Source organism: Neobacillus mesonae (genome assembly GCF_023715155.1).
Taxonomy (GTDB): domain Bacteria; phylum Bacillota; class Bacilli; order Bacillales; family Cytobacillaceae; genus Neobacillus; species Neobacillus mesonae_A.
This window is the reverse complement of the sequence record NZ_JAMBNQ010000001.1, coordinates 389,298-403,124: the sequence shown is the minus strand read 5'-3', so window position 1 is coordinate 403,124 and position 13,827 is coordinate 389,298. Positions and strand designations below refer to the sequence as shown.

The window sequence follows — 13,827 nt, the reverse complement described above, 5'->3', positions numbered from 1 at the left end:
TAATAAACGTAATAGTGTAAGAATCATTAATGTCTCTATAGACAATTTAACAATATACTGAATTGAAGTCAACGCAGAATATGTTAATTGACTTTTTAAAATATTTTGTCACAATTATCATCGAACGAATTCCTAAGAAAACATATGATGAGCAATATAGAATTAAGTGTATTAAATCTTTATACCTTAATTAAGCTAATCGATAAGCACCAGCTGCGGCTGATGCTTATTTTTAATTGTTTACTAAAAATCACTTTCTATCATAAACTTGAAATTCATAGTCATACGGATTTTTTTCATCTTTAATCCCTTGGGCAGAAGAGACAAGCGTCCAGTCGTTTAAATTGAATACTGGAAAATATGTATTACCCTCAAACACATGGTGAATTCGGGTTATATACAGCCTGTTTGCAAAGGCAAAAGTCTCTTTAAAAATTTCAGCTCCGCCAATAACGAAAATTTCCTCATTTTGTTTATTACAATATTCAAGAAAATCATCCATTGAATCAAATACTTTACATCCTTCAGCACGATATCCCTTTTGCCGGGTAATAATCAAATTGTCCCTGCCAGGCAGCGGTTTCCCTATTGATTCGAATGTTTTTCTCCCCATGGCAATTGGGTGCCCCATTGTTGTCCGTTTAAAAAACTTTAAATCCTCCGGCAGGTGCCAGGGTAATTGGTTATCTCTGCCGATTACCCTGTTTTCATCCATGGCAACAATAAAGGAGATCATACACTGACAGCTCCTTTTATATGTGGATGTGGATTATAATTCTCCAGTACAAAATCTTCATATTTAAATGAATATATGTCTTTTACTTCTGGATTGATTTTTAAGGTTGGTAACGGTCTTGGCTCTCTTGTCAGCTGCAGCTTTACCTGCTCCACATGATTTTGATAAATATGGACATCACCAAAAGTATGAATAAACTCACCCGGTTTGAGACCGCAAACTTGGGCAATCATCATTGTTAATAAGGCATATGAAGCAATGTTAAATGGCACGCCAAGGAAAACGTCCGCAGATCGTTGATAAAGTTGGCAGGACAGCTTACCGTCCGCCACATAGAATTGGAACATACAGTGACATGGAGGTAAAGCCATTTGATTAACTTCAGCAACATTCCAAGCATTCACCAATAGTCTTCGTGAATTTGGATTAGTCTTAATCTGCTCGATTAATTCACTGATTTGGTCAACTGTTTTTCCATCTGCTCCGGTCCAAGAGCGCCATTGATGTCCATATACAGGCCCTAATTCACCCTTTTCATCTGCCCATTCGTTCCAAATACGGACACCATGTTCCTGAAGGTATCGGACATTTGTGTCACCTTGTAAAAACCAAAGCAATTCATAAATGATGGATTTTAAATGCAGTTTTTTAGTTGTTAATAAAGGAAAACCCTCTTCTAAATCAAATCTCATTTGATAGCCAAAGGTACTGATTGTTCCAGTTCCTGTTCGGTCACCCTTTTCATTTCCATTTTCTAACACATGCTTACATAAATCTAAATATTGTTTCAAATTTTACACTCCTCTAACTGCAGTTCATATTAATTTATTTTAATTCAGGACAGATTACTAATCAATTTAAAAGTCAAAGGAGCTTTTAATTTTAATTGGTTTCTTGTTTTATCATTTAAGTAAAACATCGCAAAAGTTTCGGCAAAATATTCCTCTGGATAAAGAAAATAACTGTTCCCCGAAAACAATTGATCATGTTCCTTTTCCCAAACCTGTTTAAAAACCTTTGTTTGGCTAATATTATTAAAAACATATTTATCAATGGAGTGCGCCAATTCATGTAACTCTAAGTTAACAGAACCATGGCCTTTTCCTTTTTCACTAAAGCCGATTTTGACAAGAACTGTTTTTCCGCCGCCAATCCCCGGCACATCATCCCAGGTAGTATTTATTTGATACCCCCTTGGAATTTGTCCTGCCAGCTGCCTGGCTGTAGGGTTGTCAGTCAATTTTCCGGTAAATAGTTTTAAAGAAATTCCTTGATGATAAAGATTATATAGAATTGAATTTGGCAGCGCCGCAATTCTATTTATGATGGCTGCCGCTTCGTGTTGGTCAAAAATTTTTTTGGGCAGCACTATAATATTATTTAATGACTGAGATGGTATATTTTTAAGAGATTGATAAAGCTGCGATGTTCTAGGAAAGTCACCAAGCCTGATTCCGTCAAAAAAAGCCTGAGATGTTGTCATGGATAACAGGAATAAGCCTGTGACAATAAATGAGATGAACCACTTGCGCATGCTGATTCCCCCAATCTCTATGAAAAGTCTTCTATTAAATTATAACATGGCAGATTAGGGGGAAAATAAAATTTAAAAAGGGAATCGTGGTATTTCTTGGATGTTATGGTTTTACTATCATCAGTATTAATTTAATCTAGTAAACTTAATCTTCCATTTCAGAAACTAGGTATTTTTCCACAAAACTCAAAAAAATCTTTGCACACGGTGATAAATATCGGCCCTCACAATAAAAGACGGAAACCCAGCGTGAAAGCGGCGGGTCCAAGGTTAGAACAGAAATTGATGGTCCCGGAGACTCCGCCATTAAACGCGGAAGGACTGAAACTCCTAGTTTTTCTGCCACCAATGTTCGCGGAGAGGCGCACTCGTATGCAATAAGCGGCTCAAAGCCTTCACTAAGGCACGCCGCAATCAGCTGCGAGCGGATTCCGGATCCCTTCTTAAAGGATACAAATGATTCCTCCCTAAGATCATTAATGGATATTGTTTTTCTATTTTCCAGTGGATGCCCTTTGGCGACGGCTAAAACCAATTCATCTTGATATAATGGTTTGGAACAAACCCCTTTTGGTGTAACTATATTCATTAAATTCGGTGAATATTTAACATCCAATGTGTGTGCCAAGGCGAGATCTAATTCTCCCTTTTTGAGAGCATCCAGCAATGGTTCTGTAGTATTCTCCCTTAGAAATACTTTTATCCCAGGGTACTCTTTCCCAAACTCTACGAGCAACTTTGGCAGCCTGGTTTGTACTAAGGATTCCAGTGCTCCTGCCATAATGTTGCCATGCGGGTAGTTTATAAACTCTTTAACTGAGTCTTTTGCCTTTTGTGCCTCTGCTAAAGTCCTTTCAGCACCCAAATAGAATTGCTCTCCAGCCTCTGTTAATGTCACTCCCCGCCCAGTTCGTTTAAAGAGTTTTACACCCAGTTCTTGTTCCAAATTACCTATCTGCTGCGAAAGAGCCGGTTGAGCTATGCTTAGCCGTTCGGCCGCTCTTGTAAAATTATTTAGTCTCGCCACTTCGATGAAGTAAGTTAATTGTCTAAGCTCCATTCATTTAGAAACCACCTTAGAAATAAGTATTTCTTATACCTTTAATAATATAAATATATTTTTCTTATTAATTATACCGTATTATAATTTTTTCTATAGATAAAGGGGAATGTGAAAACATTTATTTATATCCAAGAGGTTATGAGATTGTCTAGAAATCAAATTTCACTCGTTTCCTTAAACGAGAAAGAAGGAGTATTTGTACATGGATAACACCAAACGTCCTTATTATGGTTGGTATATTGTACTATCTGGTACAATTATTGTTTTACTTTCCAATGGAATGCGAATGGGAATCGGCCCTTTTATTAAACCAGTTATGGATGACTTAAATCTTTCTCGAACGATGCTGTCGATGATTGTTGCCATAGGGATGATTGTATATGGGATTGGAATGCCAATAGCGGGGCTTCTTTTAAAAACTTTAAGTACACGATTTATGATATTAACGGGATTAACGATTATTTGTTTATCAATCGTGTGGACGGTCAACGCCAAAGGCCTAGTTTCTTTTCTGCTTTCTTTTGGTGTTTTTCTATCGCTTGGGCTTTCCTTTTTAAGTAATGTATCATTATCCCCTATTGTCATTAAATGGTTTGTTAGACAAAGAGGAAAAGCACTTTTTTATCTGGCCGCAGGTGGAATGGCAGGTATTGCCGTTATGACTCCCGTAGAAACATGGCTCATACAACTTGTTGGGTGGCAGAATACTCTTCTTATATTTGCAGTCGTATTCATCTGTATCACTGTCCCTTCTGCAATTTTTATTATGCGGGAGGATGTTCCAAAAGGGGCCGACAATATAGGAACAGTTGACAATGCAGAAAAAAAAATACATCCTAATATAAATTTGAAAGATGCAGTAAAAACAAATGCTTATTGGAAAATCGTTCTAGGATTATTCTCCTGCGGGTTTGGGATGAATCTTTTAGGTTCTCATGGGGTACCTATGTTGATTGATCATCATTTCGATCCAATGGCTGCTTCTTTTGGTATTGGAATGATTGGAATGGTTGCAATGTTCAGCACATTTGTTTTAGGTCACTTCGCTGATCGTTTCCCTAAAAAAAACATTTTATTTTTAGTGTATTTTGTTCGCGGCCTTGGGTTTTTAGGCTTAGTCTTAGCGGCTGAGAATTTGCAGCTCTTTATTGTAGCCTTTAGCGGCGGATTAGTGTGGTCAGGCTCTGTTGCTATGTCTACAGCTATTTTAAGTGATCTTTATGGAACACAATTACTTGGCATCTTAAATGGCTGGGCATACTTCGGTCATCAAATAGGAGCTGCCTTGGGTTCGATTCTTGGCGGTTGGTTATATGATGTTTTTGAAACTCATTTATATTCATTTAGTATGGCAGCCGCACTAGCAATTATTGCCAGCTTAACTTCTATTACATTGCCAAACCATCTGTCATTCAATAAGGAAATGAAGCAAACAACCTATTCTGATTAAACATCATGTATCCATTAAACACATAATCTCTTGGGAGGCTAACCACCTTTCATATTTTGATTAAATTGTTTAGCAGATTCTGGGGCAGCTTTTACCTGCAAATCTTGAGATATTTAAGGCATCTAGAACAATTGGAGTTAAAAATAAGCTGCCGAATATACGGCAGCTTAAATTAAATTACACTTCCAATCCAAAATTGCGGCATAGGGATGCAAGCCCACCAGCAAATCCGCTGCCGACAGCATTAAATTTCCAGTCTCCATTATGACGATAGAGCTCACAGATTACAACAGCTGTCTCAACAGAAAAATCCTCGCCAAGATCAAATCTTAGGATTTCGCGCCCTGAGTCTTCATCAACAACTCTTACAAAAGCATTGCTGACCTGTCCAAAATTTTGATTTCTTGCATCCGCATCATGGATCGTTACTGTTATTGCAATACGGTGTACATGCGATGGAACTTTGCTAAAATCAATTTTAATTTGCTCATCGTCTCCGTCTCCCTCGCCAGTCCGGTTGTCTCCAGTATGTTCAACAGAACCAGAAGGATGGACCAAGTTATTATAGAAAATAAAATCAGAATCATTGATTACCCTGCTATTCGCATCAGTAAGAAATGCGGATGCATCCAGGTCAAAGTCATCACCGCCATGATAACGGTTGGTATCCCATCCCAGACCAACAATTACCTTTGTCAATCCTGGATTTGTTTTTGTCAAATCAATTCTTTGTCCTTTTGATAGATTAATGCCCATCATAATCACCTCTTACAGATTTATTTCATTAACTATAGGAACGGACAACTTCGCTAAGGCTTGCCGCATTGGTACCAGATCCAATTGCCGCAAACTTCCACTCATTTCCACTTCGATATATTTCGCCTGTCACAAGGGCTGTTAACCCGCTGTAATTATCTGTTAAGTTGTAATGAAGAAGCTCTTGGTTATTAGTTGGATTGACTACTCGAATAAAGGCATTTTGAATCATGCCAAAGTGCTGCTTTCTTTTTACACAATCATAAATATTCACTACGAAAACAAGCTTTTGAATTGTAGATGGAACTCTGTTCAAATCGACCCAGATTTGTTCATCGTCTCCATCGCCGTCACCAGTTAGGTTATCACCTGAGTGCTGGACACTTCCATCATTGCTTTTTAAATTACCGAAATAAATCACATCTTTATTACTTCCGAGCTTGTCATTGGCACCAAGCATAATGACTGAGGCATCACAATCTATATTTGCATTGCCTCCGCCGCCAAATAATGAACCGAAAAGACCGCCGCCGCTTTTTTGTACGGGGTCCCAGCCAAGTCCTACTAGAATTTTTGACAACCCTGGATTACCTTTCGTTAAGTCAACGCGCTGTCCTTTTTGTAAATTTATCGCCATAACTATCACCTCTTCTATTATTAACAATCCTACGATTGCTGTTTCAATTGTTTAAAGTTTTGTGTTAACTGTTCCAAACGCTTCGTTCCCTCTTCGCGTAAACGTTTATTTTCATCTTCAATTGCTTTTGTTTCCTGCATACCTTTGATGATAATATTCCATGATTCTTCAATCGTTTCGATTTTAATACTTGGGGCACCCGCCAGTCTTGCAATATCAGTACTTTGCTGAGAAATGTTTTGCGCATTTCTTAATAGCATTTCATTTGTACGTCGGTCAAGCTCACTCATGGAATCAGCCACAAGTTTTTGTCGTTTAGCCGCAACTGCCTGGATCAAGCCGTTTTTAAAAATTGGAATCGTCGTGACAAATGCAGAATTAATTTTACCAATCAGTTTGGTATTACCACGCTGCAGCATCCGGATTTGCGGTGCTGTTTGCAAGGACACCATTTTCGCCATTTCCAAATCATAAACGCGCTGTTCTAATAATTCAATCGCATTTTTAAGAGTATCAAGCTGCATTGAAGCCAGCTGGTCACCGGAAGCAGCACGTGCCTCAAGGCTTGGAAGCTGATCATTTTTCAATTCCTCTACTTTTAGTTCTCCGGCAACTATATATTTCTCAAGCGTTAAATAGTATTGATAGTTTTGCTCATACATATTTTCGAGCATGGTCGTAGAATCTACCATTTCTTGGCGGTACTTGGAAATTTCCACGTATACTTTATCAATTTCAGACCCCATTGTCTGATATTTTCCAAACAATTTCTCAACTACCTTTTCACCTTTTTTAAACAACTTTCCAAAAAAGCCAGTAGAAGTTTTTTGAAAGTCTTTTGGATCAAATTTATCCATAATCCGGCCAAGCTGTTTTAACAGCTCACCGGAATCCTCAACCTTCGTTGTTCTCATATTGCCTAAAATTTGGTCTGAAAATCGTGAAATTTGTTCCGCTGGCTCTTTTCCAAATTCCAATACTTGAATTTGATCACGCTCGTCAATCGAACGTGCTAAATTTTGCACTTCCGGTTCCTTCCGAAGGGCAAGTTTAATATCAGATACCTTTGTTTCTGTCAATAAATCTTCAGCGGGTGCCGGAGTTATGCTGTTGGAAGGATTTGGTGTAAGATTCACTGTTTAATCTCCCCTTAAGTTTTTTAAGATTCCATGAAAAAGTCCCTTTTTAAAAATAGAATGGGATGGCTCTTTATATTCTAAATCAAATACGACATCCTCAAGCCAATGAGTGTCAAATAATGATTCTTCAATATAATTTTCGATGTCATTATGCCCTGTTGGATTATAAAGAACAAGATCGATGCCAAATTGATTAAGTAAAAGCAGGATGGCTGCATCAGATCTTGAAAACATCCCGGTTAATTCATTATTAAAGATAATACATTTCGGAACTTCTTGAGAATAATCAAATCTTTCAAGAAGCTGAATGATTTTTTTCGGGATAAACATAGCTTGGGTAAATAGATATATTTTTACATCTTCCATACTTTCCATTGGTAATGGCTTTAATCCCGGTTTTTCACATATTCTCTTCACTGCATCAGCCAGTCCCTTTTGCAATCCTATAGGCAGGAAGGAATATGGCCAATAATGGGCCTGCATTATTTTTTCAGGACTAAGAGAGCCGTCCCTGCCTTGCGCATTTTGATAATGAAAGCGGAAATCATTATGGCTCGGAATAGTAATTGGGAGGCTTTTAATCAACATACTATTATCTAATTGGCTTAGTGAATGAAGGCGTTCCCAATACTCCTTCCGATCCCTGCTGACACCTTGTATTTTAGCAAAAATGGATGGAATCTTCACTTGTCCATTCACAGCTTCGAACTCAGGACGAATCATTGCTATTTCCTTACAAACAATAAAAAGTTCATCATAAGTTGTTTTAAGCGTCAATGAAGAAGGGGTGTAGTCCCTTAACTGCCACGGTTTATACAAGCCTGAACCTTCTTGATTGAGAATGGTCTCAATTTCTTTAGAGGCACGATATGCAACCGTTGTTTTCCTGCTTCGTTTCTCTGTAGGAAATGGCTCCGGCACCTCTTTATTGGGATAATGATGAACAAAAATAGGTTCCTTTACATAACCTTCTAAAATATCCCTTCCCTCTGGATGGAATATCACAATGTCACAGCCAAGTTTCATTAAATAAAATAAAAAATATTGATGGCTTTTTTTTACATCCCCATACCAAAGAAATTTTGGCAATGATTTTTGTAAATCAGCTTTTTCCAGAGGGGCAGACAAATGATTAAAAGTCCACTTTACTAAGTCAACTAGAACTCGCCTTAACTCATGATTTTTCAGCCCATCGTGTTCAAGTTCAGCAAATAATTCCATCGTCTCAATCATTGCTTCCCGAAGTTTGCGGTGCAGTACGGGAACTTTCGATTTTAGGAGGAGCTGCTCCCCTTCTAGGAACGCTGTAAAGCGATTAATTGACAGTTTCTGCTCCTGATGAATATTGATCACTCTCTGGATTGCCTGAAATTGTGTATTATTTATTGATTTATCTAATGTATCCTCGCTAAGCAAATGCAGGTCTAACTCTTTGGAAGCCGCATATTCAAAAAGCTGGTTATAGTACTCGTCTATATCGATTGGTACTCCAAGAAATTCCCCTAATACTTGCCCGATTTGAATTGTCCCATTTTCAATTGAAAAATTTGGCCTATCTGAAAGCGGCTTTTTTAGCATTTCCAGCCAATTTTCATATGAAAGGGCTACAGGTCTGATGATTAGTTGATGTAAAGATGAATTCATTCATAACCCCTTCCCTAAATAAGCAAAAGCTTATATTCAAGTTTAGCAAATTATGTAAGGTTGTTCCTTTTCATCATACCATAGTTGGTAAAATCGTTCATTTGTTTATACGTATGTAAGGTGAAAATGTTTCACCCTTGCGTCGATTTTTATTCACATTCACCTTTTTTTCGATACCTGCATAGTAATGAATACTCACATTAAAGTAGGTGGCACAGATGAGATTTCTATATAAACGGCCAAAAGCAGAGCTTGTATACGAGGAATTACAAGATGTATTAGATGTTATGGCTTGTGATATATTTATTTTACTGGATTTATTTTGGTTCAGCCTAATCTTCACCATACTGCTTGCGCCTATCATTCCATCCCTTGGTTATTCCATTTTGTTCCTGATTGCAAGTTACAGCCTATTTTCCGGTCTTTATTTCTTTTTGATTAAAAAAATCGTTATTAAACCGGAATAATCGCTGAAATTCTCTTAGAATTACTTCACCAGCCATTATTCCGGATTGGTCTATTATGGTAAAGTCATACGTTTCGGACAGGTTTTTCAACTCACCATGTATCGGAACGAAGCGATAAGAGCAATTCTTAAGGAAATCCCAGTCAAGGAGTGAATCACCTGCACCAGCAATTGTCTTCATTCCTTCTTTCTGACAGATGTAATCCAGTGCAGCTCCCTTGCTTATAGACTTAGGAATAAGATAGAGCTTCCGCCCCTGAAGTGAAATCCTCCAGCCATACATGGAAGCCAATGTTTGAAGATTATTTTTATCAACTGATGAAAAAGAGCTTGTTAACGTATAATAGAAAAATAGATTTTCAACAGACCTTAACGTCCCCGTAAAGCAAAAACCTTCCTGCTTTAGTACTGCGAACATTTCATCCATAGGTGCGGACTCACTTTTCATTTTTTCTAAAATATAATCGGACCAGTCTTCCAGAGGTTCACCATGATATAAAATAACAGCCCCGTTTGTTGTAATGGCGTATGAAAGCGGTATATCCTCTTTAAAAATAACAAATCGATTAAATTGTTCGGTAGTTCTTGTTGTAACAGGTATGAATAAAGCTTGTGCAGATAGATTTTTAAGGTTTTCATAAGCTTTGTTCGTCATAAACCCTGTCCATCTGCCGTCCATCCATTCAACTCCTGTAAGCTTTGTTTCTTCAATACCGCCCAGTTCACTCATTGCTCTGGCTGAATACATCAAAGTCCGGTCAAGGTCTGAAGCAACAATCATTTGTCCTTCTCCTTGACCGATTTGATAATACCGCAGCATAGATAATTCAATTCGGGATATTCCACTACTTCAACACCTTTTTCTTCTGCCAGCATAAGGATATGCTGGACAAATGGACTAGAGGCATCTCTCATTAGGATTTTCCAAGGGATCCTTCTAAGCAAAACTCTTGTTGTTTCCCCAACTCCAGGTTTAATGAAGTGAGTACTTTCAACGTTAAATTCGAGTTGTATTTTCTTCACATCTTCCATTCCTAAAAAACCAGTTTTAAGCACTTCTTTATCTCTTTGTAAGGAGGCTTTTACTGCTTCCTCTGTTATCCTAGGAAATTCATTTGTAATCAAATTGATGAATTCATTGGAGACATCCTCATTTATCAGCTCTTTGTAAAATTTAGCTCCATGGAAATCATCTTTAGTAATATATTTTTCATTTAAAACGGTGCGGCTGACAAGTCCTGATACAGTAGAGTTTAAGCAGGCACTTGGAATAAGGAAATCCTCTCTTGTTCCAAACAGTGTTGTGCAAAACCCAGGGTCTGCCAACACGGCAAGAGTATCATCAAGCCTTACCCCATATTTTTGTTCATACTCAATACAAGCCTTTGTTAATTCTATTGATATTGCACCTTTTCCGGTCCAGCCGTCAACAAATTGAAAATTCCCTTCAGGATGATTTTCACGTATATAATGGATGGCATTTTCATCAATTCCCCGATCACGAATAATAGAAATGCTGTAGTGCGGCAGTGAAACACCATAGCGTAATTTTAGATATCGTTTCATCAAAATCCCTATAGGTGTTCCAGCTCGGGCTAGGGAAACGAGTATGGTATTACGGCCTTTCTGCTTAAATATTTGTTCCGCAGCAATTCCGACGCACAAAGCAACTTTTTGTTTGTATTCATGTAATGTATTCCAGAACAAATCAACATACTTCTCCGGCGGCTGATATTCAATCGGCAATGATTCGCTATAATGGCCGCCGGATTGTATTTGACGTTCTCGGTTATCGCTTGAGTCCTCAAGTTTAATATCACTTAGATCTTTTAATAAAAAGACAACATCTTCACAGGAGTAGGTGCCCATTTTAACGGGAGTTGCAATAGTCATGGTATTCACCTCTTTTTCTTGAACAAAAGACTAGTTTAACTGAATCAATTTTTGTTTTTTTCCATGCTTTTAGAAATGGCTCTAAGTTCTTTAATTCAACTTCCCTTTCAAAAAATAAAAACAATTCATCATAATAACCAGGTTCGATATTATAAACAAAATTTCTGATTGATGGTTCATCAGGGTTAGGAAAAGACATTCCATACCTCGCACCATACCCTTCCAAATTTTCAATAAAAATAGGACTCCTAGTGGTAGACTGATAGAATACGCCCAATCCCATTTCAGATGCTATTTTCATTGGAAGGTACATAAATTCACCTGTTCCAAGACAGAGTGTACGTTTTCCCTTTCGCTTCTCTTTTAAATAGGCTGCAGCCTTAGAAGCCTTTTGGCGTATTGCCTCGTTTTCAATACTGTTTAGACCAAATCTTCCTGTCTCTTGAATATATTTAATATTCCCGCTGATCGATGTATAGGAGGTATCTGTAAAAAAGGAGGAAAGGTCTATCGTTTCTGCCATAATCTCCTGGCATTTTTCTTCCGACTCTAGATAACCTTCCTTTAATTCTTTTGTTTGATTGATCCTGACATTTCCTGATAATAGGCTGACCCCATTTATTTTTATATCTAAATTCTTCTCCACTTCTGCAAATTGATTACGTGATTCATCTGAACGCCAATCCAATATGGAAACAATTGTATATTCCTTCCGTGGAAATTTGCGGTGGATTGATTTTATAATATTCAAAGCTGTCTTGCCCGTGGTAATTTCATCATCAACGAGAATGATTTCCCTTTCATTATTGATCATATCCTCTGATATATAGCACCGGTGGGAAGTTGCATGTGAGTGTTCTTCCTCAAAAGTGATACTTGGTGTGCTGCCGAAAAGTACTTCCCTTGTTGTATGAAAAAAGGACGCATTCTGAAAAAACTCAAAAAAACAATGACCTAAAGCCGTGGCTGTTTCCGCAAATCCTATTATCACAGGATTAAATTTGGATGGAACAAAAGGTTCAGGTAGTCTATTGCTGCCATCTATTTTCTGATTGTATTGTTTTAACAGCAGGTCCCTTTCTTTATAAGTAATACCCTTTACTCTTTCTAGAAATCTCGCTGCTAACAGTGCTCCAGTCAGCAGTCCTTTTTCAGGATTAATAGGTATGTGTTTACCCAAAACTTTACTGACGAATAAAAATGAACGTTTTTTATTAATTCGTGCAGCCATTGTGAATAAATCTTCGATTGGCAGTTCATATGGATTATCCAGCACATTTATTTCCACATCCAGCGAATTAAGAATGTGAAAAACGTACTTCTTTTTTGATAAGGTCGATGTTTGAGTATTGTTCATGTAGCACCCCGTAAAGCTGTGATTTTAACATTATTTTTTCTGCCCAGTAAAGATGTGGTTTAATTTCATTCATTTTATTGGAAAATTCACTTTTTATTACTCCCTCCTCACCAGCTGCTGCTTGAATAATGGATTGGGCATCAATATATTCCTCATATGAGACAACATTTAACGCTTGGACCACCTTAATATGTGTCGGATGGATAATCGTTTTTCCTGTCAATCCATTGGCAATATCCATAAGAATTTCACGAATTAACCCATCCATATTTTCATCCAATAATTTTTGACGCCATATGAGCCCCTCATTACCATACCGTTCACGAAATGGCGTTTGCCGTAACTGTGGTTTAAGGATTCTATTTTTGGAGGAAAAGTATTCCCAAACCGGACCAGAAACAACAAAACCACTATCATGCCTTTGGAAAACATTTATAATATCAGAAATGCAATCTCTTAAAACAGCAATCTCATAGACCGTTGTATCAGCACTCCTCCGAATCCCATATAATCCGCAAAAATCTGTTGCTCCTATCCGTATATTAAGCACATGGTCTTTATAATGGTCTGCTAACTGCTTAATCTTTAATAATTCTTTCATGCGGGTTTCTTTTTGAATCACTTTAGAAGACTCAAGAATCGGCATAGCATAAAAAGGATGATTATCAGAATGTATTCGGGCCACTTCTTGTAATAATTGTTCTCCCTGTTCACCATTAAACTTTGGGAGAACGGCACCCGTTAACAGCTGGATGGAATCGCCGAGTTGCATCACTATCCGTTTTAATTGCTCCAGATTCCGGATTCTAATAAACATAAGAGGTAAGTCGGAATGGGAAAGAAATCCGTTGTAAAGTCCCCCGTAAAGCTTATGAAGCTCTTGAATTAATAATTGTTCTGCATTTTCAACCTGTTGATCACCTACGGCATCTTCTAGATCAATAACAAGAGATGTTAACCCCTCATGTTTGTTTGATAAAATATCCTGATGAATATTAGGGCGGGTTGCCGGCATATAAAGGGTTGCTCCTAACCCGTATGCTAGTGTTTCACGGCTGGTATACTTAGTAAATTCCTGTGGCTTTTTATAAAAGAACCGATCAAGATCATCCTCATAATAATAGGCAAAAAACCTCATATATGTACTCCTTA

14 protein-coding genes are annotated in these 13,827 nt (G+C 37.7%); 2 read left to right on the top strand and 12 right to left on the bottom strand.

Annotated elements, in window-relative coordinates; all coding sequences use genetic code 11:
* Nucleotides 1-250 precede the first annotated feature (250 nt).
* The 4 genes from M3183_RS02160 to M3183_RS02145 form a co-directional block, all read right to left on the bottom strand.
* Nucleotides 251-736 carry a dihydrofolate reductase gene (locus M3183_RS02160; RefSeq protein ID WP_251466012.1) on the bottom strand — a complete coding sequence of 162 codons (486 nt, stop codon included), beginning with the start codon at nucleotides 734-736 and terminating at the stop codon, nucleotides 251-253.
* Entirely contained in the window at nucleotides 733-1,527 is a 795-nt protein-coding gene (locus M3183_RS02155; RefSeq protein ID WP_251466010.1) for a thymidylate synthase, read from the bottom strand. Before M3183_RS02155 ends, M3183_RS02160 begins: the two co-directional genes overlap by 4 nt.
* A 44-nt stretch (nucleotides 1,528-1,571) precedes the next feature.
* Nucleotides 1,572-2,270: an anthrax toxin lethal factor-related metalloendopeptidase gene (locus M3183_RS02150; protein WP_251466008.1), complete on the bottom strand. Its 699-nt coding sequence runs from the start codon at nucleotides 2,268-2,270 to the stop codon at nucleotides 1,572-1,574.
* A gap of 145 nt (nucleotides 2,271-2,415) precedes the next feature.
* A complete protein-coding gene (locus tag M3183_RS02145) occupies nucleotides 2,416-3,330 on the bottom strand; it encodes a LysR family transcriptional regulator (protein WP_251466006.1) in 915 nt (304 codons plus the stop codon).
* A gap of 205 nt (nucleotides 3,331-3,535) precedes the next feature.
* Between M3183_RS02145 and M3183_RS02140 the strand changes: the two genes are divergently transcribed.
* Entirely contained in the window at nucleotides 3,536-4,783 is a 1,248-nt protein-coding gene (locus tag M3183_RS02140; RefSeq protein ID WP_251466004.1) for an MFS transporter, read from the top strand.
* Between the two features lie 177 nt (nucleotides 4,784-4,960).
* Here M3183_RS02140 and M3183_RS02135 read toward each other — a convergent pair whose 3' ends face one another.
* From M3183_RS02135 to M3183_RS02120, 4 genes are read right to left on the bottom strand one after another with little or no spacing between them, the layout of a single operon-like run.
* Nucleotides 4,961-5,539, bottom strand: a complete 579-nt coding sequence (locus tag M3183_RS02135) for a TerD family protein (protein WP_251466269.1) — start codon at nucleotides 5,537-5,539, stop codon at nucleotides 4,961-4,963.
* 28 nt (nucleotides 5,540-5,567) lie between these two features.
* Nucleotides 5,568-6,176 carry a TerD family protein gene (locus tag M3183_RS02130; protein WP_251466002.1) on the bottom strand — a complete coding sequence of 203 codons (609 nt, stop codon included), beginning with the start codon at nucleotides 6,174-6,176 and terminating at the stop codon, nucleotides 5,568-5,570.
* Nucleotides 6,177-6,205: 29 nt separating this feature from the next.
* Nucleotides 6,206-7,312, bottom strand: coding sequence for a toxic anion resistance protein (locus M3183_RS02125; RefSeq protein WP_251466000.1), 1,107 nt, complete (start codon nucleotides 7,310-7,312; stop codon nucleotides 6,206-6,208).
* Nucleotides 7,313-7,315: 3 nt separating this feature from the next.
* Entirely contained in the window at nucleotides 7,316-8,959 is a 1,644-nt protein-coding gene (locus M3183_RS02120) for a YceG family protein (protein WP_251465998.1), read from the bottom strand.
* 218 nt (nucleotides 8,960-9,177) lie between these two features.
* On the opposite strand from M3183_RS02120, the gene M3183_RS02115 reads away from it, so the two are divergent.
* The gene (locus M3183_RS02115) at nucleotides 9,178-9,426 is read left to right on the top strand and encodes a hypothetical protein (RefSeq protein WP_251465996.1); all 249 of its coding nucleotides are present in this window, start codon (nucleotides 9,178-9,180) and stop codon (nucleotides 9,424-9,426) included.
* Here the strand turns inward: M3183_RS02115 and M3183_RS02110 are convergent.
* The 4 genes from M3183_RS02110 to M3183_RS02095 are packed head-to-tail and all read right to left on the bottom strand — an operon-like array spanning nucleotide 9,370 to nucleotide 13,813.
* Nucleotides 9,370-10,206 (bottom strand): hypothetical protein, encoded by an 837-nt coding sequence (locus M3183_RS02110; protein WP_251465994.1) that lies wholly within the window; start codon nucleotides 10,204-10,206, stop codon nucleotides 9,370-9,372. The genes M3183_RS02115 and M3183_RS02110 overlap by 57 nt on opposite strands.
* Entirely contained in the window at nucleotides 10,203-11,318 is a 1,116-nt protein-coding gene (locus M3183_RS02105; RefSeq protein WP_251465993.1) for a cysteine protease StiP family protein, read from the bottom strand. The genes M3183_RS02110 and M3183_RS02105 overlap by 4 nt, the downstream gene beginning before the upstream one ends.
* A complete protein-coding gene (locus tag M3183_RS02100; protein WP_251465992.1) occupies nucleotides 11,296-12,675 on the bottom strand; it encodes a phosphoribosyltransferase family protein in 1,380 nt (459 codons plus the stop codon). Before M3183_RS02100 ends, M3183_RS02105 begins: the two co-directional genes overlap by 23 nt.
* On the bottom strand, nucleotides 12,617-13,813 hold the full coding sequence (locus tag M3183_RS02095) for an HpcH/HpaI aldolase/citrate lyase family protein (RefSeq protein WP_251465991.1): 1,197 nt from the start codon (nucleotides 13,811-13,813) through the stop codon (nucleotides 12,617-12,619). The genes M3183_RS02100 and M3183_RS02095 overlap by 59 nt, the downstream gene beginning before the upstream one ends.
* Nucleotides 13,814-13,827 lie beyond the last annotated feature (14 nt).